Genomic DNA, 20,059 nt, shown 5'->3' with positions numbered 1-20,059 from the left:
CGGCTCCCTGCGCCTTGCCTGGCACGCCCGGAGACGCCCTCGCGACGGCCGGCAGATTTTTCACAACCTCTGAGCGCGCGCCTGGGGGATGCCGATTGCCTGGGCAGGCGCGCGTCTCCCAACAGCCACCACAGCGTCACCTGGGTGCCGAGCATCAATCGCAGGCGGCGTCGAGCAGCTCGGCCATGTGGAAGCGCCCGCAGCGCTCGCAGGGCACGCCATCGTCGTGGTGGAAGCAGTGGAGGACGGCATCCTCCACCCGTCGCGACATCACCCCGGCGCAGCTGATCGACAATCTGCTGAGCGCCTTCGAGGGCGGCGTCATCCTCTCCCGCCTGGACGCCCGCCCCGCGCTCCTGGCCGAGCAGATCCATCAGCATCGGCACTACGTCGAGCTGCTGTTTCCGACCCCGGGCGATGCAACGGCCGGGTAACGCGCCGAGACCGAACAGGGGCAGCGCCGGTCCGCGCCCGCCGGGCGCCGGGCATGGTCCCGGGCCCGCCCGGGAGACCGGCAGCGCCCGCCCCCGCGGGGCGGACGCGAGCGCCGGCCTTCAGCCGCCGGCGCAGCAACCCGCAGGCGTCTTACCCAAGAGCTTGCGGTTCAGCCGCAGCAGCGTCTCCAGGCTCTTCCACTGCACGACCATCAGCGGCAGCAGCAGCACGAAGAAGGCCGGCGTCAGCGGCGTGATCAGCCCGTTGCCCACCAGCCCGAACATGATCCAGAACCAGCCGAAGACGAAGAAGGCCACGCCCGGGCAGATCAGGCTGTAGGCCCCCGGGCTCTGCAGGTCGCCCATCACATAGTCCCGGAAGTAGCCGAGTCGGCGCATGACGACGTAGCCCAGAAGCCCGAACAGGATCTGAAGCGACAGGATCACGGAGGTCAGCACGAACAGCGCCGGCTTCGGCACCGCAAGCCCGAAGCCGTGCTGCAGCCCCATGATCAGCCGCACCAGGGTGATGCCGGACAGGGTCAGGATGGGGATCAGAATCCACAGGCTCGGCGCGGCGGCGGCGCTGATGCCGTGGCGCAGCATGGCCTGCACGCCCACCACCAGCTTCACGAGCCCGAGCAGCGCCGACAGGCTCAGAAAGAAGATCGCGAAGAAGAGCCCGACAGCATTCACCACCTGGCTCTGGCTCATGGCGCCGGGTGCAGCGAAGGCCACCGCGATCATCGCGAAGGCGAAGATGGGCATCATCTGCCCCAGGTTGGCATTGCCGACGAAATCGAAGGTGCCCGTCATCATCAGCCGGGCCAGATAGCCACCGTAGAGCCTGAGCGCCCAGACCCCAAGCGCCAGCAGCACCGCCAGCACCCCCGGGAACAGGTACTCGGCATAGTCCCAGAGCCCCGGCACCGTCACCGAGCCCACCACGAACAGCACATTGATGGTCATGGTGAGCGTCAGCGGCAGCGCCATCAGCGCCACGTCCTTGTTGCCAGCGCGCAGACGCTGAAACGCCTCGCTGCGCCGCCAACGCCGGTAATGGGCAAGATTCCACACCAGCAGGCGCAGATGCAGCACCGCCATAGCCAGGAGCCCACCGACACCGAGCAGCAGCAGCGGTCGCAGCCACTCAGGCCCTCTGGCCCAGAGCGCCAGCAGATCGTCCGCCGTCACCAGGGGCGTGCCCGGGTGCGGCACCAGGAACAGGAAGTACAGGAAGAAGGTCACCGTAAGCCCGCCGGCGCCGAGCGCCGCCAGGAAGTACAGCGGGTGATACTCGGAGGTCTCGATCCGTTTCACACTACGACTCCACCGAAGGTTTGACGTTGGAGACAGTATTTTAGTATCCGCTAATACTCTGCATTGCGAAATGTCAACAACTCGAAACGGGCTGGCGCCCGTTTCGGGTCGTCACCTGCTCGTGACACCGCGCCGGCGGCGTTACGCCTCCCCGGCGTTGCCGCGCCGCGCGGGGACGTGATTGGGTCGCCACGGGCTCCAGGCGCGGCCAACGACCCGTCGCGCCGGGGTTATCATCGGCCTCTTTTCCGATCCGCCAGCGAGCCCAAAGCCATGCCCGAGCGACTCCGACACCTGAAGCTCTATCTTGCCCTCGTCCCCGTCTTCTTCGCCGTAGACCTGCTCTGGCTCGGTGTCATCGCCGTGGATTTCTACCAGGCGCAGATCGGTCATCTGCTGGCACCGCAGGTGGACTGGGCGGCGGCGGTGACCTTCTATCTGCTGTTCATCGGCGGCATCCAGTACTTCGGGGTGCGGCCGGGGCTCGCGTCCGGGCGCATCGCCGACGCGGCGCTGAACGGCGGGCTGTTCGGATTCTTCACCTACATGACCTACGAGCTCACCAACCGCGCCACGCTGCCGGCCTGGCCGCTGGCCATGGTGTTCGCGGACACCGCCTGGGGGGTGCTGCTGTCCGCCGTGGTGGCGAGCATCGGCTGCTGGATCGGGCTGCGGTTGGGGATGGGGCCCGCGGCAGAGACCGCTCGGGCGGCGCAGCGCTGAGCGCGCAAAGCTCATCAGGCATCGATTTTTCATCGCAACCGGACAATGCCCGCCGTCAACCACCACGCCGGGTGACGGTCAGTTTCGTTGCCGGGTCGACTTCGATGGCCGCGGGCCGGGCCGGCGGGTGACGCCGCGTTGGGCCGGCAGCCCGGCGATGGCGAGCAGCTCGTCCAGCTCCTCGTCGGTCAGCTCCCGCCACTGCCCCGGCAGCGGCCGGGCGCCGAGGATGATGTTGCCGAAGCGCACGCGCTTCAGGCGGCTCACCTCGCAGCCAACGGCCTCCCACAGCCGGCGCACCTCGCGGTTGCGGCCCTCCACCAGCAGCACGTGGAACCAGCGGTTGGCGCCGCTGCCACCGGATTCGACGATCTCCTCGAAGCGCGCGGGGCCGTCGTCCAGCTGCACGCCCTGCACCAGCTGCTCCAGGGCGCCGTCGGGGATGTCGCCGTGGATGCGCACGGCATACTCGCGCTCCACCTGCCGGGATGGGTGCATCAGCCGGTTGGCGAGCTCGCCGTCGTTGGTCACCAGCAGCAGGCCCGCGGTGTTGAGGTCGAGGCGGCCGACGGTGATCCAGCGCCCGTCGCGGATGCCGGGCAGCCGGCGGAAGATGGTCGGCCGGCCTTCCGGGTCGCGGCGGGTCACCACCTCGCCCTCGGGCTTGTGGTAGGCGAGCACCCGCACCCGGGCCTTACGCGGGGGGCGGCGCTTCAGCGCCTCGCCGTCGACACTGATGCGGTCGGTGGGCAGCACCCGGTCGCCGAGCTTGGCAAGCTGGCCGTTGACGCGCACGCGGCCGTCGGCAATCCAGCCCTCAAGCGTGCGGCGGGAGCCGAGCCCGGCCTCGGCGAGGACCTTTTGCAGGCGCACGGCCGCGTCCGCCGGTGCCTGGGCGCGCGGGCCAGACAGGCGTTGCGGCAGGCTCTGCCGCACGCCCTTGGACCCGCCGGGTGCGCGCTTGGTGCGCAGACGCGCCGGGCGCCGGTCTGCGCCGTCCGCATCGCCGCCGGTACGCCCGGCTTCGCCGCCGCGAGCATGGTCACTGCGCTGACCGCTCGGTGCTTTGGGCCGCGGCGGGCGCCGTCTAGTCGGGCCGCTCATGATCGGACTCCGGTCGGTCGGGGTCGCGCGGCGCCGCTGACTCCTGCTCGGCACCGCCCTCGGGCGGGATCGTCGCCAGCGGCTCGGCGGACGCGTCGTCCACCGCGGCGGTGGGCACCGTCGCCTGCACGCCGGCGGCGAGCGCATCGGCCGCCTGCGCCGCCGCGTCCATGGCGGCGTCGCCGGCGGCCTTCAGCTGCTCGTCGAAGAAGGCGGGGTCGCGCAGCTCGGCGAGCGGCGGCAGATCATTCAGGGAGCGCAGGCCGAAGTAGTCCAGGAACCTGCGGGTGGTGGCGTAGAGCGCGGGGCGGCCGGGCACGTCGCGGTGGCCGACGACGCGAATCCACTCCCGCTCCGTCAGGGTCTTGACGATCTGGGTGCTCACGGCGACGCCGCGGATGTCTTCGATCTCGCCGCGGGTGATGGGCTGACGGTAGGCGATGAGCGCCAGGGTCTCGAGCAGGGCCCGGGAGTAGCGCGCGGGCTTCTCCTCCCACAGCCGCGCCACCCAGGGCGCCACGGCCCGGCGCACCTGGATGCGCCAGCCGCCGGCGACTTCCACCAGCTCGATGCCCCGCTCCTGGTACTCCGCGGTGAGATCGGCCACGGCGGCGCGGATCTCGTCGCGGGCGGGGCGGCGCTCCTCCGGATACAGGCCCAGGATCTGGTCCAGGGTGAGCGGCCCGCCGGCGGCCATGAGCGCCCCTTCCACCACCTGCTTCACGGGTGGCGTGGCGAGCGAGAGGGCGTTGATGGGAGTGACGTCGGCGCCCTCGATGGCCGTGTCGCCGGTATCCGGCTGCTCCCAATCGCCGCCGCTCATGCCTCGCCGCTCCGCAGGCGCACGTGGATGGGGGCATAGGCCTCGGCCTGCACCAGCTCCAGCGTCGCCGCCTTCACCAGCTCCAGGATGGCGAGGAAGCTCACCACCACGCCGGCGCGGCCCTCGGTGACGTCGAACAGGGCCTCGAAGGGCAAGAAGCCGCCGTGCTGCACCAGCGCCAGCACCCGGGACATGCGCTCGCGCAGCGACAGGGACTCACGCTCCACACGGTGGCTGGTGAACAGGTCCGCCCGGCGCATCACATCCCGCAGCGCCGCCAGCACCTCGCCCAGCTCCACCGTCGGCGGGATGCGGCGGATGTGCTCCGAGGACACCTCGGCGGCCACCGGGAAGTTGTCGCGGCCCTCCCGCGGCAGGCCGTCCAGGTCCTGCGCCGCCTGCTTGAAGCGCTCGTACTCCATCAGCCGGCGCACCAGCTCGGCACGGGGGTCGGCATGCTCTTCTTCGCTGGTCTCCGGGCGCGGCAGCAGCATGCGGGATTTGATCTCGCAGAGCATGGCGGCCATCACCAGGTACTCCGCCGCCAGCTCCAGGCGCAGCTCCTTCATGAGCTCCACGTACTCCATGTACTGGCTGGTGATCTGGGCGATGGGGATGTCCAGGATATCCAGGTTCTGCCTGCGGATCAGATACAGGAGCAGGTCCAGCGGTCCCTCGAAGGCGTCCAGAAAGACCTCCAGCGCATCCGGCGGGATGTACAGGTCCTCCGGCAGCTTGAGCAGCGGGGCGCCACGGACGATGGCCAGCGGTGCCGCATCCATGTCCGGCGCGCCGGCGGCGTCCGGCACCGCGGGGGCGGCCTCGGCCTCCGATTGCTCGGGGGTGCTCAAATCCGTCAGCCCTGCACCAGCGACATGGCGTGGCGGACCTCGTCCATGGTCTCCCGGGCCACGTCGCGGGCGCGCTCGCAGCCCTCGTTGATGAAGCTGCGCACCGTATCGGGCTGGGCTTCCAGCTCCGCGGCGCGCTGCTGGATGGGCGTCAGCTCGGCGCGCACGGCATCGATGACGGGCTGTTTGCACTCGATGCAGCCGATGTCGGCGGTGCGGCAGCCGGCCTGTACCCACTGCTTGATGCCCGCGTCCGAGTACACCTCGTGGAACTGCCACACCGGGCAGACATCCGGGTTGCCGGGATCGGTGCGGCGCACGCGGGCCGGGTCCGTGGGCATGGTGCGGAGCTTCTGCGCCACTTCGTCCGGGTCGTCCCGCAGCGCGATGGTGTTGCCGTAGGACTTCGACATCTTCTGCCCGTCCAGTCCGGGCATCTTCGCGGCGCGGGTCAGCAGCGGCTGCGGCTCCGGCAGGATCACGCGCCCACCGCCTTCCAGGTAGCCGAACAGCCGCTCACGATCACCGACGGTGATGTTGGCCTGGGTCTCCAACAGCGCGCGGGCCTTCTCGAGCGCCTGCTGATCGCCCTGCTCGGTCCAGCTGCGGCGCAACTGATCGAACATCTTGGCGTTTTTCTTGCCCATCTTGCGCTTGGCCTGCTCGGCCTTCTCTTCGAAGTCCGGCTCGCGGCCGTAGATGTGGTTGAAGCGCCGGGCGATCTCGCGGGTCATCTCCACATGCGCCACCTGGTCCTCGCCCACGGGCACCTGACCTGCCTTGTAGATGAGGATGTCCGCGCTTTGCAGAAGCGGATACCCGAGGAAGCCGTAGGTGGCCAGGTCCTTCTCCTTCAGTTTCTCCTGCTGGTCTTTGTAGCTCGGCACCCGCTCCAGCCAGCCGAGCGGCGTGATCATGGACAGGAGCAGGTGCAGCTCCGCGTGCTCCGGCACCCGCGACTGGATGAACAGGGTGGAGGAGCCGGCACTGACGCCGGCGGCGAGCCAGTCGATGACCATGTCCCAGCTCGCCTGCGGGATACCCGACGGGTCCTCGTAGTCCGTGGTGAGCGCATGCCAGTCGGCGACGAAGAAGAAGCATTCGAGCTCGTGCTGGAGCTCGACCCAGTTCTTGAGCACACCGTGGTAGTGGCCGAGGTGCAGGCGCCCGGTGGGCCGCATGCCGGAGAGGACGCGGGTATTCTGAGGGGATACGGGGGTCACGGATGAGGGCCTTGTCGCCGGCGCGCCGCCGTTGTGACAGGACGACGCGTCAAATGGGGAAACGGTCGCGCACCAGGGCCTGTGCCGGCATCGCCGTCAGCACACCGCTCACCACCGGCCGCAGGGCGGCGCCGAGCAGGCCCGGCGGATTGCCATTGGGCAGGAACAGCAGCAGCAGCAGAATGAAGATGCCATAGGGCTCCAGGCGCGAGAAGCCTGCCGCCAGCCGTGGCGGCAGCAGGGCGTTCAGGATACGGCCCCCATCCAGCGGCAGCAACGGGAAGAGGTTGAGCGCCATCAGCACCAGATTGATGACGATGCCCACCACGCACATCTCGACGAATAGCTGAAGCAGCCAGGTGGGCACCGGCACGACCATGATCACCAACGCCATCAGCTTGATGGCGAGTCCCCAGGCGAAGGCCATGATGAGATTGACGCCGGGCCCGGCAGCGGCCACCAGCGCCATGTCCCAGCGCGGGTCGTTCAGGCGGCGCCAGTCCACCGGCACCGGCTTGGCCCAGCCGAACAGGAAGGGCACCCCCACCAGGGTCTTGGACGTCAAAAAGATGGCCGCCGGCACCAGCACCGTGCCCACCGGGTCGATGTGCTTGAGGGGGTTGAAGGTCACCCGGCCCATCAGGAATGCGGTCGGGTCGCCACGGCGGTTGGCCACCCAGCCGTGGGCGGCCTCGTGCACCGTGATGGCGAGCAGCACGGGCGGGGCGATGAGCAGGAGCAGCAGCAGGGTTTGCAGCAGTTGTGTCATAGCGGCGCGTGCCGCAGCACGCGTGGGGTTGTCATCAAGGCGTTTGCGGACAGGGGCATCAGCCGCCGAACAGCGATGCATCGCCCCGGCCGTGGCGCAGCACGGCGGGCGGGTCGCGGGTCATGTCCACCACGGTCGTCGGCTCGGTGCCGCAGGAGCCGCCGTCGATGATGAGGTCCACACAGTGGTCCATGTGATCGCGGATGTCATACATGTCGGCCAGCGGCTCGTCTGCATCGGGCAGGATCAGTGTGGTACTGAGAATGGGCTGATCCAGCGCCGCAAGCAAGTCACGCACGATGGGTGTATCCGGCACCCGGATGCCGATGGCCCGCCGCTTCGGGTGCAGCAGGCGCCGCGGCACCTGCTTCGTGGCCTGCACGATGAAGGTGTAGGGCCCCGGCGTCAACGTTTTGAGTAGGCGGTAGGCAACATTGTCGATGCGCGCATAGGTGGCGATCTCGGACAGATCCCGACACACCAGCGTGAAATGGTGCTTGTCGTCCACGCGGCGGATCATGCGGATGCGATCCAGCGCGGACTTCTCGCCGATGCGGCAGCCGAGCGCGTAGCAGGAATCCGTCGGGTAGACGATGACGCCGCCGGCACCCAGCACCTCCGCCGCCCGGGCGATGCGCCGCGGCTGCGGATTGCGCGGGTGGATGTCGAGGTAATCGGCCATGTATCGGCAGGCTCCGTGCCGCCCTGCTGCCCGCTGCGCGCCGCGGCGACCCGGCGCGGGCTAGGCGGCGGCGCGCCGCACCGTGCCGAAGGCGGGTGCGGTCCAGACCGGTGTGCAGCCCTCCGGCAGCGGCGGCAGCCGGCCGAGCTCGATCCAGGGCTTTTCCGGGCCGTGGTAGTCGGAGCCGGCGGAGGCGAGCAGTCCTTCGTCGCGCGCATGACGGGCATAGACGTAGTAATCGTCCTTGCTGTGACTGCCGGAGACCACCTCCAGCCCCCGGCCGCCGCATTCCTTCAGCTCGCCCAGGAGGCGACGCATCTTGCTGCGGGTGAAGCCGTAGCGCGCCGGGTGGGCGATGACCGCGATGCCGCCGGCGGCGTGGATCCACCCCAGGGCCTCTTCCAGCGTCGTCCACTCGCCGGGCACATGGCCGGGCTTGCCACTGACCAGGAAGCGTTTGAAGACGTCACGCACATCGGCCGCGGCACCGCGCTCCACCAGAAAGCGTGCAAAGTGGGTGCGGCCGATGAGCGTGCCGGCGGCGTAACGGCGGGCGCCCTCCAGGGCGCCGTCCCAGCCGGCCCGGGCCAGCCGGTGACCGATCTCCTCGGCGCGCCAGACGCGATACGCCTGGAGACCCGCGAGGCCGGACAGCAGCGTGTCGCAGGTGGTATCGACGGCGAGCCCCACAACATGGACGGTGCGCCCGCCCCAGGTGACGGAGACCTCCACGCCCGGAATGAGCCGCAGGCCAGCGGCGTCGGCGGCGGTCTGTGCCTCGGCGATGCCGGCAAGGGTGTCGTGATCGGTGAGCGCGAGGGTCTCGACACCGGCTGCCGCCGCGCGCTCCACCAGTGCAGTGGGCGTGAGCGTGCCGTCGGAGGCGGTGGAATGGGTGTGCAAATCTGGGATCTTGAGCATTACAGTAGTTTAACCGATTCCGGTTTCCGCCATCCGCACAGTCTCCTGCGTGCGCTGGACCAGGGCGGCGCCGGGCTGCATGGGCGCTCGCCCGCTGTCACGCGGGCGGCGTGGCTGCTATCCTCGCCGCCCATGTTGCCCCCGTGTGAGCCCGTCGCCATCCGGGACGAGCTCCAGCGCATCCTCGATGCCCTGCTGGAGCACGACCCGCCCGCAAGCGCGCCGCCCGACCAAGAGCCGGTGCCCGTTGCGCTGTCCGCCCTCGCCGGCGCGCTGAGCGAGGCCCTGAGCTCCCTCGCGCGCTGCATCCACGGGGACGCGACGGCGGCAGCGCCGACACTGGAGCGCGTCGGCGACCACGCCGTGGACCTGCTGGAGCGAACGGCGCTGTGCGCCCAGCAGGCGGGCGCCACCAGCGCAGCCCAGGAGCTGCGCGGGCTGCTGCTGGCGCTGGCCTGCTGTGTGGCTCGCAACGGCGGTGAGCTGAGCCACCTCAAGCCCGTGGCCGATGCCGTCGCCGAGCAGGCCGAGCTGGCACCGGACCCCGCCCGGAGCCGTGTGCTCTACCAGATGACCGACGACATCGCCCAGGGCCTGTCCTCGAAGTTCAGCGGCGCATCGCCGGGCAGCGAGCGCTGGGCGCACTGGCGGGAGCTGCTCCTGAGCCGCGCCGTCATCGCCACGCGCACGCTGGAGCCGCAGCTGATGGCGCCCGCCTTCGACGCGCTGGCGGAGGAGCTGCCGGCGGACGCAGCGGCCTTCTTCAGCGAGGGCATGGATCGGCTGGATTATCCGCACGCGGTGCGCGAGCTGATGCAGCGTTATCACGACGCCGACGCAGCGCGCGGGCGCCTGCACTGACGGCCCCTGCGCCAGCGCATCGTCAGGGCAGCGTGCCGCCGCGCCCAACCCGAGACACCCATGAAGCTTCTGTTCGACCTCTTTCCGGTGATCCTCTTCTTCGTGGCCTACAAGGTCCAGGGGATCTACACCGCCACCATCGTCGCCATCCTCGCCGCCGCGCTGCAGGTGGCCTGGGTGCGCCTGCGCCACGGGCGCACCGAGCGCATGCACCTTGCCACCCTCGGACTGCTGGTGCTGTTCGGCGGCATGACCATCGCGCTGCGCGACCCCACCTTCGTCATGTGGAAGCCGAGCATCGTCAACTGGCTCTTTGCGCTGGTCTTCCTCGGCGGGCAGTTCATCGGCGACAAGCCCCTGGTGCAGCGGTTCATGGGGCATGCGGTGACGGCCCCCGCGCAGGTGTGGCAGCGGCTGAACCTGGCCTGGGTGGCCTTCTTCGTGGTGTCGGGCCTGGTCAACCTGTACGTGGTCTATGTCGGCAGCGGCTTCTACGAGGCCAAGGAGGCGCTCATCACCGCCAGCGGCCAGGCGCAGGTGGATCTCGCCACCTGCGCCGAGCAGTTCGCCGGCAGCGTGCTCTCACTCTGTGAGCAGGCCCACGCCGCCGAGGCCGCCTGGGTCGATTTCAAGCTGTTCGGTATGATGGGCATGACGCTCGTGTTCGTGCTCGCGCAGGCGTTCTATCTGGCCCGGCACATCGAGCCGGACAGCACCGCCGTGCCCCTGGAGGACGCCGCAGCACAGGAAGCCGATGCCGGCAACCGCTGACCGAGGAGGCCCATCGCGTGCTCTATGCCATCATCGCCACCGACCATCCGGACAGCCTCGCGGCGCGGCGGCGCACCCGCCCCGCACACCTCGCGCGGCTGGAGGCCCTGCAGGCGGAAGGCCGCCTGGTGCTCGCCGGTCCGCATCCGGCCGTGGATGCCGCGGACCCGGGTGAGGCCGGCTTCACCGGCTCCCTGGTGGTGGCGGAGTTCGACGACCTCGCCGCGGCGCAGGCCTGGGCCGACGCCGATCCCTATGTCGCCGCCGGTGTCTATCGCGAGGTCCAGGTCAAGCCCTTCAATCGGGTGCTGCCGCGCTGACGCCAACGTGCAAGCGGGCGGTCGCAGGGGGCAGCAGCGACGCCGCACCGCGCACCGAGCACCCAGCCCAAGACGCCTGCCGCGGCGATCGCCGCCGGGCGCAGATCTTCGCCATGCCATCACCAACCTGAGGGATACGTCCGATGCCATTTCCAAGCACCCCGAAACGCCTCCTGGGCGCCGCCCTGGCGGCCGTCATGCTGGCCCAGCCTGCGCTCGCGCAGGACGACGCCGCCGGCGATGAGACGCTGATCGCCACCATCAACGGCGAGCCCTACACCCTGGACCTCTTCCGCACCTTCTACGCCCAGCGCCTGCAGCAGGCGGGCGGCGAGAACACGCCCGACCTCCAGGAGCGGGCATTCAACGAATTCATGAATCTGGTGGTCGCCGCCCAGGATGCCGAGCAGCGCAAGCTCGCCGAGCGCACGAACGTGCAGACGGCGCTTGAGCTCCAGCGCATGCTGGTGCTCTCCCAGGCCGCCCTCCAGTCCATCGCCGCGGAGACCGAGGTCACCGACGACGAGCTGAAGCAAGCCTACGAGCAGTTCAAGGAACAGGCCAAGCGCACCGAATACAAGGCCCGCCACATCCTGGTGGACGACCAGGACAAGGCCAAGGACATCGCCAAGCAGGTCGGCAAAAAGAAGGCCAGGAACTTCGAGAAGCTGGCCGAAGAGCACTCGCTCGGCCCCACCGCCGACAAGGGCGGCGACCTCGGCTGGTTCGACGCGCGGCAGATGGTGAAGCCCTTCGCGGACGCCGTGGCCCAACTCAAGCCGGGCGAGTGGACGGAGCAGCCGGTGCAGACCCAGTTCGGGTGGCACGTCATCCTGCTGGAGGAGACACGGGACGCGGAGCCGCCCTCCTTCGAGGATGCCAAGCCGAACCTCGAAGCGGCGGTGAAGCGCCAGAAGGTCGCAACCAAGCTCGCCGAGATGCGCAACGGGGCGATGGTGGACCTGAACGAGGACGTGGTGAAGGTCGAGGAGCCGTCCGAGTAAGCATCAGGCCTGGGTGTCGGCGCGGTTTGCCCGCGCCGGTGGCGCCGAAAGCCGTCGCGGCGGGAAAGGCCGCCCCCTCGTCAGGGCCCGCATGCTTTGGTCACCCGCCGGTCGCCGAGTTGCTGCAGCGGACGCGCATTGGTCCCCACCAGCGCCGCCAGGCGCTCGAGATCCGCCTGCGCCACCTCAAGCGGCGTGCGCAGCACATACCAGTGCACGCCCTCGGTGCAGGGCGGGCGCGTCAGTGAGCCCATGTAGGCGAAGTAGTCCTTGCGCCCCGGCAGCAGGAACAGCGGGTTCACGCCGACGTTGCGCCCGTAGTAGGACTTTCCCGGCACCATCGGCGCATGCTCCAGCACCCGCCGCAGCATGCTGTTGACCCGTGGCCCCGCGATGATCGGCACCGCCACGACGGCGATATCGCCGCGATTGTTGGCGTGGATGAGCTGGACTTCCGCCGCCGCACGCGCGCCGTTGATGACGTGCTCCGAGGGCACGTGGAAGCGCAGCTCCACCAGCTCGTAGCTCAGGCCCTCGATGAGCAGATGGCTGCCGCGGTCGTAGCCGAGACGCAACGCCCGGCCGTCGTTGGTGACATAGAGCGGGCTGCTGCGGTAGCGAAAACGCAGCGGCTCGCAGGGCGCCGCCACCGCCATGGACTCGGTGAGCGCCACCGGCGACTGGGTCTCGGTACGGGCGCAGGCGTCGTAGGCGGAGTCCAGCTGCGCCCAATGCTCCGGCCCCTGCTCGCCGCTGTAGGCCCAGCGGGGCATGGCATCAGGGTCCGGCAGGGCAATGCCCGTCTCCCAGGCAGCCCCCGGCAACGACACCAACCCCAGCGCCACCAGGCTGATGGCCGCCGCGGGACGCGCCCGAGCGGCCCCAGCGGACTGAGCATGGCTGTGCAGCGCCTGCGACATGGACCCGCGGCCCTCAGTCGTCGCCGGGCTTGCGCTTGAGCCCGGCGATGGGCACCACGGTCGTGGACGGCGGCTCGTCCGCATAGTACGGACGCTCACCACCGCGGCCCTCGGCGTCCGCCAGCGCCTTCTCCCGGGCGGAGATCAGTGCCAGGCACTGGCGCACGTCCTGGATGGTGTTATCGGACAGCGGATGCTTCATGCCGGGGGGCGGCGTCACGTCCTTGATGATGGCGGCGAGCGTCTTGCGCATGGCCACCAGGATCTGCTGCTCTTGACTGAGCTCGGGCATCTGACTCCTCCGTTCGGATCGGGCCTTCACAGCTTGACGGGAGCGGGTCGGGACATGGCGCCAAAGGGCGCCCCGACCGGCCGGAGCGACTCTATCGCCCCGGGCGTCAGGGTCGGGGCGAGCGGTGCATTATTCACCTGCCATGCCACGGCAGGCAAACGCCGACCGACGCAGCCACGCGGACAGCGGCCCTCAGGACGCCGACTGCGCCGGCATATAGGCGCCGTCCGTGAGGGCCACCAGGCCGTCCTCGTCCAGGATGGCGACACCCTGGGACGCCGCCTTGGCGCGCTTGGAGCCCGCATCGGCGCCCGCCAGCAGGTAGTCGGTCTTGCCGGAGACGCTGCCGGTGACCTTGGCGCCGAGGGCCTCCAACTGCGCCTTCACCGCGTCCCGCGGCCGGCTCAGGGTCCCGGTGATGACGAAGGTCCTGCCCGCCAGCGGCTGCCCGCCCCCTTCCGGCGCCTCAGCGGCGGCGCTCGGCGTCTCCCAGCTGACGGCGCCGAGGGCCGGGTCCAGCAGCTTGGCGATGACCTCGCGGTTGTGGGGCTGGTGGAAGAAGCTCACGATGTGGGCGGCAACCACCGGCCCCACCCCTTCCACCAGGCTCCGCTTGCCGCCCTGGAAGTCCGCCACCGTGGCGTGGCGCAGCGCGGCCAGATCCGGCCAGCGCCCGGCGATGCGCGCCGCCGCCGCCGGGCGCAGCCCCCGGATGCCGAGCCCGGCGAGCCAGTCGGCGAGGGACTCGTCCCCGGGCGCGGCGTCGGGATGCTCATCGAGCCAGTCCAGCAGGGCGGCAGCGGTCTTCTCGCCTATGCCCTCGACGCCGGGCGTCTCGACGATAAAGGTGTCCAGGTCCGCGTCCATCAGCGGGGCCAGATCGCGGAAATGCGCCGCCAGCGCCTGCGCCGTGGCCTCACCCACCTCGCGGATGCCAAGCGCATAGATGAAGCGCGCGAGCGTCGTGCGGCGGCTGCGGTCCAGTGCCTCCACCAGGTTCTGGGCGGACTTCTCCGCCATGCGCTCAAGGCCCGCGTAGTCCGGCACGCCGAGCGCGTACAGGTCCGCCGGGTCCTGCACCAGGTCCTGCTCCACCAATTGCTCGATGAGCTTGTCACCGAGCCCGTCGATGTCCATGGCCCGACGCGAGGCGAAGTGCTTGAGCGCCTCCTTGCGCTGCGCAGCGCAGGTGAGCCCGCCGCTGCAGCGGGCGACGGCCTCGCCCTCGGCGCGGATCACGTCCGAGCCGCACACGGGGCACTGTGCCGGTAGCTGCACCGGCTCAGTGCCTTCAGGGCGCAGGGACTCGACGACGCTTACCACTTCCGGGATCACGTCCCCGGCGCGGCGCACGATGACCGTGTCGCCGGCGCGCACGTCCTTGCGGTGCACCTCGTCGATGTTGTGCAGCGTGGCGTTGCTGACGGTGACGCCGGCCACGTCCACGGGCTCAAGCCGAGCCACCGGGGTCACGGCGCCGGTGCGGCCCACCTGGAACTCCACGGCGCGCACCAGCGTCTGCTCCTCCCGCGGCGGATACTTGTAGGCGATGGCCCAGACCGGGTCCCGCGCACGAAAGCCGAGCCTGCGCTGGGCCTGGATATCGTCCACTTTGAAGACCACGCCGTCGATTTCGTAGTCGAGGCTGTCGCGGCGCTCGCCGATGGCGCGGTGATAGTCGATGCAGCCGTCGGCGCCCGTCACCACGCGGGACTCCGGCGAGACCCTGAGCCCCCAGTCCCTGAAGGCCGCCAGCGCGCCGCTCTGGGTCGGCCCGAGGTCGCTGCCCTCCACGGCGCCGAAGCCGTAGCAGAACATGGTGAGGGGGCGCGTGGCGGTCACCGCCGGGTCCAGCTGGCGCAGGCTGCCCGCGGCGGCATTGCGCGGGTTCTTGAAGGGGGTCTGGCCGGCGTCGAGCATCTGCTGCTTGAGCCGCTCGAAGGCCGCGAGCGGGAGGTAGACCTCGCCGCGAACCTCCAGCAGCCGCGGCCAGCCGGAGCCCTGCAGGCGCAGCGGCACGGCACCGATGGTGCGCACCTGGGCCGTCACATCCTCGCCGACGCTGCCGTCGCCGCGGGTGGCGCCACGGGTGAGAATGCCGTCCTCGTAGAGCAGGCTGATGGCGAGGCCGTCGAGCTTGGGCTCGGCCACATAGGCCACCGCATCGGCACCCAGGTCCTTGCGGATGCGGCGGTCGAAGTCGTGCACATCGCCATCGCTGCGGGCATTGCCGAGGGAGAGCATGGGCACGCGGTGGCGCGCTTCGGCAAAGCGCTCACCGGGGGCCGCCCCCACGCGCTGGGTCGGCGAGTCGGGCGTGCGCAGCTCCGGGTGCTCGGCCTCCAGGTCCTGAAGCTCGCGGAACAGCCGGTCATAGGCGGCGTCCGTGATCTCCGGGTCGTCGAGGACGTAGTAGCGGTAGTTGTGGTGGTGCAGCTGTGTGCGCAGCGCCTCGGCCCGCCGCACCGCATCGGCGGGCGCGCTCACGATGCCTCAGCGTCCTCGTCACCACCCTGAAGCAGCGCCCGCACCTGCGCGCGCAGCGCCTTGGCATCGGCGTCGCGCAGGGGCTCGCGCTGGGGTCCGCGGATGTCGCCGCCGAGCAGCTCCGCCATGACGCGGGTGGCGTCCAGCATCTCGTCGAAGACCATGAGGTCGCTCGGCTCGCCCTGGAACTGGGCGAACACCGCGAGCCCCGGGCTGCTGAAGTCTGTCATGTCCGCGAACGGGAAGGTGCCGGGCTTCACCAGGTTGGCCATGCTGAACAGCGGCTCGCCGTCCGGCGTGTCGCCACGGGTGCGGTGGAAGATCTGCATCTCGCCCGGGCGCAGCTTGCAGCGCCCGGCGGCGCTCAGGATCTCGTCGCCGGCGAAGGTGCCGCCCCGGCTCGTGACATAGAGCTGGATCAGGAGCTGATCCCCCGCGGACGCGGCGCCCGATGACGCCTCGGACGCGGCCGGGGCGGCCTGCGCGGCAGCGTCCGCGTCCATGTCGACAGCCTCGCGCCCGGCGCCTGGCGTCACCGCGGGCTCGTCCTCCAGGCCGCCGAGATTCGGCTCGTGGCGCCGGCGCTCGGCGCTGCCCGTTCGGCTGCGCCGGGGTGCGGGCTTGGACGGACGCTCGGCGCTCCGCTCTCCGCTGCCCGCGGAGTCGGCGCGCTGCTTCTCCCAAAGATAGAGCCCGATCAGGAACACGGCCCCGACGACGACCAGAATCAGGCGCAAAGTTGCGGCGTCCATTCGGTGCTCGCCCCCTCTCATGCTCGCTTATGTGTGGATGCGCGGCTGCGCATCGGCGGCGGCAGTATAGCAGCGCACCCGCCGCCGGTCGGTGTCCGCCGGCCGGCGGATTCGGGCCAGCCGGGCCGCAGGTGCCGGCACTGCGGACCGGGATGCGCGGCAGCGGCGCGGCTTCAGGACACCGCGGCCAGGCGCGCGGCCTCGTCCACGTCCACGGCCACCAGTCGCGACACCCCGGGCTCGTGCATGGTGACGCCGATGAGGTGGTCGGCGATCTCCATGGTCACCTTGTTGTGGGTGATGAAGATGAACTGCACCTGGTTCGAGAGGGAGCGTACCAGCTCGCAGAAGCGCCCGACATTGGCGTCGTCCAGCGGCGCGTCCACCTCGTCCAGCATGCAGAAGGGCGCCGGGTTGAGCTGGAAGATGGCGAACACCAGGGCCACCGCCGTCAGCGCCTTCTCGCCGCCGGAGAGCAGGTGAATGCTCGCGTTCCGCTTGCCCGGCGGGCGCGCCATGATGGCCACGCCGGTGTCCAGCAGGTCGTCGCCGGTGAGCTCCAGGTAGGCGTGACCGCCGCCGAACACCCGCGGGAAGAGCTGCTGAAGGCCCTGGTTGACGCGCTCGAAGGTGTCCTGAAAGCGCGCCCGGGTCTCGCGGTCGATCTTGCGGATGGCCGCCTCCAGCGTCTCCAGTGACTCGCTGATGTCCGCGTGCTGCTCGTCCAGATAGCGCATGCGCTCGGACTGCTCGCGGAACTCGTCGATGGCGGCGAGGTTGATGTTGCCGAGCCGCTCGACGCGGCCCTTGACCTGCGCCAGGGCCGCTTCGTGCGCCTCGCTGGTGGCGGCGGCGTCGAGGGCGGCGATGATGTCGGCCATCACCCTGCCGCGCTCGGCCAGCTGCTCTTCGAGGGTGCGCCGGCGCACCAGCCGCTCCTGGCGCTCCAGGCGCTTGGCATCCAGCTCCTGCTGGACGGACGCGATGCCTTGCTCCAGCGTCTGCCGGCGCTGCTCGGCCTCCCGCACGGATTGATCCAGCGCCTCCATGCGCGCACGGGCCTCGCCCAGCTCGTCCTCCACCGCGATGCGCGCCTCCAGCTGGGCCTCCAGCTGCTCGCGCTGCTCGGCGACGGGCTCGGCCGCCTCGCTCAGGGCTGCAAGCAGCTCGTCGCGGCGGCTGGTGAGGGTGATCAGCTGCTCGCCGGCGCGGGCGAGCTGGGCCGTCAGTGCGTCAAGCGACGCCCGCCGGGTCTGAATCGCCACCTCCAGGCGCTGACGCTGGTCGCGCAGCGCGGTCTCGGCGGCCCTGGCCTCGGCGACCCGTGCGCGCAGGGCATCGCGCCGGGCGCCCAGGGCCTCACGCTCGGCGCTCAGGCGCTCGGTCTCTTCCAGGGCCTGGTGCAGGCGCTCGCGGGCGGCCTCAATGTCCTCGGCGGCCTCCGCGCGGGCCTCGGTGAGCTCGCGCAGCTCGTCGTCCAGCGCGGCATGACGCTCGCGCATGTGCTCCAGTCGCGAGCGCCCGGCGCCGAGTTCGGCATCCAGGGCGGCCCGGTCCCGGCTCAGGCGGCTCACGCTGTCCAGCGCATCGTCGCGGGCCTGCTCCAGGGTCTGGCGGCGCTCGGCGAGGCCGTCGTGCTGCTCCACCAGCGCTTCGATGACGCCGTCCAGCTCTTCGCTTTCCGCCTGCAGGGCGCGCAGCGCCTCGGCCCGGGCCAGGGTGCCGGCAACCTTGGGGCCGTCGCCGGGGCGGGTCAGCCAGTCGCGCCCCACCTGGGCGCCGTCGCGGGTGACGATGCGCTCGCCGGGGGCGAGCTCGGCCCGCCGCGACAGTGCCTCGCCCAGGGTGTTGGTGGTGCGGATGCCGTGCAGCAGCCCGTGCAGCGGCCAGGGGCAGCGCACCCGCGCCGCGAGGCTGTCCGGGGCCGGCGACGCCTGGTCCGGGTCGCTCTTCAGGCCGGGTCCCAGCAGGCCTAGGGGGCCGCAGTCGAGCTGCGTGCCATGGGCGTCGAGATCCGCCACGCAGAGCGCCGCCAGCAGGTCGTCGAGCACGGACTCCACGGCCGGCTCCCAGCCCGCATCCACCTCGATGCTGTCCACCAGCCGCGGCACGTCGCCGAGGCCCTGGGTCTCGATCCAGACACCGACGGCATCGTCGCCCTGCTCCAGTGCGGCATCCTGCAGGGCCTCCAGCGACGCCTGCCGGCCGCGGCAGGTCTGCAGCTCCGTGCGGGCGGCATCGAGCCGGCCGGCGACGGCGCTGCGCTCCTCCTCCAGCCGGCGCAGGGCCTCGACGCTCCGGGCCTGGTCGTCGGCGGCGGCGGCGATCTGCTCGTCCAGCGCCGCGGAGCGCGCCTCCAGCTGCTCAAGCTTGGCCGCGAGCTCCGTGGTGTCGAGCTTCTCCCGGTCGTCGGCGATGCGCGCGGCGCGTTGCTCGGCGCGGGTGATGCGCTGCTCCAGGTCGTTGATGCGGCCACGCTCGGTCTGGGCGCGCTCGGTCGGCCCGCCGGGCCCCTCCTGCAGCGCATCCCAGGCCGCCTGCCAGGCGTCGAGCTGTGACTCGGCCTCGGCGAGCGCCTCGCCCGCGGCGCCGAGGCGCTCGCCGACCTCCGCGAGCGCCGGCTCGTCGTGCGCCTGCTCCGCATTCAGCTCCGCGATGCGCGCGTCGTCGCGCTCGCGATGGCCCTCGGCGGCGGCCAGCTCCTCGCGTACCCGCGTAAGCTCGCCTTCCTGGCGGGTGCGGTTTTCTTCGGCAAAGCGGATGGCCTGCTCCAGCCGTGCGATCTCCGCGCCCACGGCGTACCAGCGGCCCTGCACGGCGTTGAAGGCATCGGAGGCCTCGGTGTGGGCGTCGCGGTCCGCCTCGATCTGCGCCTCCAGCCGGCGCTGCTCCGCTCGCCGGCGCTCAAGCTCCACCTCCAGCTCCGCCAGGGCGCGCTCGCGCCCGCTGAGATCCGCATCCAGCTCCCGCCAGCGCAGCGCGATGAGCTGATCCTCCAGGCCGTGCTCCTCCTCTTTGAGCCGGCGGTACTTCTCGGCGGTCTCCGCCTGGCGCTCCAGGTGTTTCAGCTGCTTGCCCACCTCGTCGCGCAGATCGTTGAGGCGGTCCAGGTTCTCGCGGGTGTGGCGGATGCGGTTCTCGGTCTCGCGGCGGCGCTCCTTGTACTTGGAGATGCCGGCGGCCTCTTCGATGAACAGCCGCAGCTCATCGGGCTTGGCCTCGATGAAGCGCGAGATCATGCCCTGCTCGATGATGGCGTAGCTGCGCGGCCCCAGGCCCGTGCCCAGGAACAGGTCCTGGATGTCGCGGCGGCGGCAGCGGGCACCGTTCATGAAATAGGTGGACTGGCCGTCGCGGGACACCTGGCGCTTCACGGCGATCTGATTGAAGCGGGCGAATTCGCCACCGGCGCGCCCGGCGCTGTTGTCGAAGGTCAGCTCGATGCCGGCGACACCCACGGGCTTGCGGCTGGTGCTGCCGTTGAAGATGACGTCCGCCATGGACTCGCCGCGCAGCATCTTCGCGGAGCTCTCGCCCATGACCCAGCGCACGGCGTCGATGACATTGGACTTGCCGCAGCCGTTGGGGCCGACGACGCCGACGAGGTTGCTCGGAAACTGCACCGTCGTCGCATCGACAAAGGACTTGAAGCCCGTCAGCTTGATCTTTTCCAGCCGCATCGCGGAAAGATACTGAACGGGGGTGGCCCCCACAAGCGTCCGCCGACCGATGCCGCGGCGCTGGTAGACTGCGGGGTTTGTCGGAGTACGAAGTGAAGGCGTACGGAGTATGGAGGCGGCCG

19 protein-coding genes are annotated in these 20,059 nt (G+C 70.6%); 6 read left to right on the top strand and 13 right to left on the bottom strand.

Translation table 11 applies throughout. The features are described from left to right. Positions 1–185 precede the first annotated feature (185 nt). Positions 186–434, top strand: a complete 249-nt coding sequence (locus QZ607_RS03495) for a hypothetical protein (protein ID WP_295879689.1) — start codon at positions 186–188, stop codon at positions 432–434. A 120-nt stretch (positions 435–554) separates the two neighbouring features. Here the strand turns inward: QZ607_RS03495 and QZ607_RS03490 are convergent, their stop codons facing one another. Then, positions 555–1,754, bottom strand: a complete 1,200-nt coding sequence (locus QZ607_RS03490) for a hypothetical protein (RefSeq protein ID WP_295879687.1) — start codon at positions 1,752–1,754, stop codon at positions 555–557. A 273-nt stretch (positions 1,755–2,027) separates the two neighbouring features. On the opposite strand from QZ607_RS03490, the gene QZ607_RS03485 reads away from it, so the two are divergent. After that, entirely contained in the window at positions 2,028–2,477 is a 450-nt protein-coding gene (locus QZ607_RS03485) for a DUF2177 family protein (protein ID WP_295879685.1), read from the top strand. 78 nt (positions 2,478–2,555) lie between these two features. Here QZ607_RS03485 and rluB read toward each other — a convergent pair whose 3' ends face one another. The 7 genes from rluB to QZ607_RS03450 form a co-directional block, all read right to left on the bottom strand. Continuing rightward, entirely contained in the window at positions 2,556–3,581 is a 1,026-nt protein-coding gene (rluB, locus tag QZ607_RS03480; RefSeq protein ID WP_367268148.1) for a 23S rRNA pseudouridine(2605) synthase RluB, read from the bottom strand. Further along, the gene (gene scpB / locus QZ607_RS03475) at positions 3,565–4,335 is read right to left on the bottom strand and encodes an SMC-Scp complex subunit ScpB (RefSeq protein WP_295879708.1); all 771 of its coding nucleotides are present in this window, start codon (positions 4,333–4,335) and stop codon (positions 3,565–3,567) included. The genes rluB and scpB overlap by 17 nt, the downstream gene beginning before the upstream one ends. Positions 4,336–4,400: 65 nt before the next feature. Beyond that, complete coding sequence (locus QZ607_RS03470; RefSeq protein ID WP_295879706.1) at positions 4,401–5,186, bottom strand: ScpA family protein; 786 nt, start codon at positions 5,184–5,186, stop codon at positions 4,401–4,403. Between the two features lie 74 nt (positions 5,187–5,260). After that, a complete protein-coding gene (locus tag QZ607_RS03465) occupies positions 5,261–6,478 on the bottom strand; it encodes a tryptophan--tRNA ligase (protein WP_295879684.1) in 1,218 nt (405 codons plus the stop codon). A 49-nt stretch (positions 6,479–6,527) separates the two neighbouring features. Beyond that, complete coding sequence (locus QZ607_RS03460) at positions 6,528–7,247, bottom strand: site-2 protease family protein (protein WP_295879682.1); 720 nt, start codon at positions 7,245–7,247, stop codon at positions 6,528–6,530. Between the two features lie 58 nt (positions 7,248–7,305). Further along, positions 7,306–7,929, bottom strand: a complete 624-nt coding sequence (locus QZ607_RS03455; RefSeq protein ID WP_295879680.1) for an L-threonylcarbamoyladenylate synthase — start codon at positions 7,927–7,929, stop codon at positions 7,306–7,308. Positions 7,930–7,989: 60 nt separating this feature from the next. Beyond that, positions 7,990–8,850 (bottom strand): PHP domain-containing protein, encoded by an 861-nt coding sequence (locus tag QZ607_RS03450; protein WP_295879677.1) that lies wholly within the window; start codon positions 8,848–8,850, stop codon positions 7,990–7,992. Between the two features lie 132 nt (positions 8,851–8,982). On the opposite strand from QZ607_RS03450, the gene QZ607_RS03445 reads away from it, so the two are divergent. The 4 genes from QZ607_RS03445 to QZ607_RS03430 all read left to right on the top strand — a co-directional run bounded on the left by QZ607_RS03445 (position 8,983) and on the right by QZ607_RS03430 (position 11,806). Continuing rightward, on the top strand, positions 8,983–9,711 hold the full coding sequence (locus QZ607_RS03445; RefSeq protein ID WP_295879676.1) for a hypothetical protein: 729 nt from the start codon (positions 8,983–8,985) through the stop codon (positions 9,709–9,711). Positions 9,712–9,771: 60 nt separating this feature from the next. After that, positions 9,772–10,482, top strand: coding sequence for a septation protein A (locus QZ607_RS03440; RefSeq protein WP_295879673.1), 711 nt, complete (start codon positions 9,772–9,774; stop codon positions 10,480–10,482). A gap of 17 nt (positions 10,483–10,499) precedes the next feature. After that, the gene (locus tag QZ607_RS03435; RefSeq protein ID WP_295879670.1) at positions 10,500–10,802 is read left to right on the top strand and encodes a YciI family protein; all 303 of its coding nucleotides are present in this window, start codon (positions 10,500–10,502) and stop codon (positions 10,800–10,802) included. 143 nt (positions 10,803–10,945) lie between these two features. Further along, complete coding sequence (locus tag QZ607_RS03430; RefSeq protein ID WP_295879667.1) at positions 10,946–11,806, top strand: peptidyl-prolyl cis-trans isomerase; 861 nt, start codon at positions 10,946–10,948, stop codon at positions 11,804–11,806. 80 nt (positions 11,807–11,886) lie between these two features. On the opposite strand, the gene QZ607_RS03425 is transcribed toward QZ607_RS03430, so the two are convergent. From QZ607_RS03425 to smc, 5 genes are all read right to left on the bottom strand, one after another. Continuing rightward, positions 11,887–12,726 (bottom strand): carbonic anhydrase, encoded by an 840-nt coding sequence (locus QZ607_RS03425; protein ID WP_295879665.1) that lies wholly within the window; start codon positions 12,724–12,726, stop codon positions 11,887–11,889. 13 nt (positions 12,727–12,739) lie between these two features. Continuing rightward, complete coding sequence (locus tag QZ607_RS03420; protein ID WP_295879663.1) at positions 12,740–13,018, bottom strand: segregation and condensation protein A; 279 nt, start codon at positions 13,016–13,018, stop codon at positions 12,740–12,742. A 192-nt stretch (positions 13,019–13,210) separates the two neighbouring features. Beyond that, positions 13,211–15,505 (bottom strand): NAD-dependent DNA ligase LigA, encoded by a 2,295-nt coding sequence (gene ligA / locus QZ607_RS03415; protein WP_295879661.1) that lies wholly within the window; start codon positions 15,503–15,505, stop codon positions 13,211–13,213. After that, a complete protein-coding gene (locus tag QZ607_RS03410) occupies positions 15,502–16,257 on the bottom strand; it encodes a cell division protein ZipA C-terminal FtsZ-binding domain-containing protein (RefSeq protein WP_295879659.1) in 756 nt (251 codons plus the stop codon). The genes ligA and QZ607_RS03410 overlap by 4 nt, the downstream gene beginning before the upstream one ends. A gap of 173 nt (positions 16,258–16,430) precedes the next feature. Beyond that, the gene (smc, locus tag QZ607_RS03405; protein ID WP_295879657.1) at positions 16,431–19,937 is read right to left on the bottom strand and encodes a chromosome segregation protein SMC; all 3,507 of its coding nucleotides are present in this window, start codon (positions 19,935–19,937) and stop codon (positions 16,431–16,433) included. Positions 19,938–20,059 lie beyond the last annotated feature (122 nt).

The organism is uncultured Thiohalocapsa sp., from assembly GCF_913063425.1.
In the GTDB taxonomy this organism is placed as follows: domain Bacteria; phylum Pseudomonadota; class Gammaproteobacteria; order Chromatiales; family Chromatiaceae; genus Thiohalocapsa.
This window is presented reverse-complemented; position numbering and strand designations above follow the sequence as displayed.

Excerpts from the sequence above, each read along its gene's own strand:
- QZ607_RS03495 (WP_295879689.1), top strand. The coding sequence starts at position 186 with ATGTGGAAGCGCCCGCAGCGCTCGCAGGGCACGCCATCGTCGTGGTGG.
- QZ607_RS03485 (WP_295879685.1), top strand. The coding sequence starts at position 2,028 with ATGCCCGAGCGACTCCGACACCTGAAGCTCTATCTTGCCCTCGTCCCC.
- rluB (WP_367268148.1), bottom strand. The coding sequence starts at position 3,581 with ATGAGCGGCCCGACTAGACGGCGCCCGCCGCGGCCCAAAGCACCGAGC.
- QZ607_RS03470 (WP_295879706.1), bottom strand. The coding sequence starts at position 5,186 with ATGGATGCGGCACCGCTGGCCATCGTCCGTGGCGCCCCGCTGCTCAAG.
- QZ607_RS03460 (WP_295879682.1), bottom strand. The coding sequence starts at position 7,247 with ATGACACAACTGCTGCAAACCCTGCTGCTGCTCCTGCTCATCGCCCCG.
- QZ607_RS03455 (WP_295879680.1), bottom strand. The coding sequence starts at position 7,929 with ATGGCCGATTACCTCGACATCCACCCGCGCAATCCGCAGCCGCGGCGC.
- QZ607_RS03450 (WP_295879677.1), bottom strand. The coding sequence starts at position 8,850 with ATGCTCAAGATCCCAGATTTGCACACCCATTCCACCGCCTCCGACGGC.
- QZ607_RS03445 (WP_295879676.1), top strand. The coding sequence starts at position 8,983 with ATGTTGCCCCCGTGTGAGCCCGTCGCCATCCGGGACGAGCTCCAGCGC.
- QZ607_RS03440 (WP_295879673.1), top strand. The coding sequence starts at position 9,772 with ATGAAGCTTCTGTTCGACCTCTTTCCGGTGATCCTCTTCTTCGTGGCC.
- QZ607_RS03430 (WP_295879667.1), top strand. The coding sequence starts at position 10,946 with ATGCCATTTCCAAGCACCCCGAAACGCCTCCTGGGCGCCGCCCTGGCG.
- QZ607_RS03425 (WP_295879665.1), bottom strand. The coding sequence starts at position 12,726 with ATGTCGCAGGCGCTGCACAGCCATGCTCAGTCCGCTGGGGCCGCTCGG.
- QZ607_RS03420 (WP_295879663.1), bottom strand. The coding sequence starts at position 13,018 with ATGCCCGAGCTCAGTCAAGAGCAGCAGATCCTGGTGGCCATGCGCAAG.
- QZ607_RS03410 (WP_295879659.1), bottom strand. The coding sequence starts at position 16,257 with ATGGACGCCGCAACTTTGCGCCTGATTCTGGTCGTCGTCGGGGCCGTG.
- smc (WP_295879657.1), bottom strand. The coding sequence starts at position 19,937 with ATGCGGCTGGAAAAGATCAAGCTGACGGGCTTCAAGTCCTTTGTCGAT.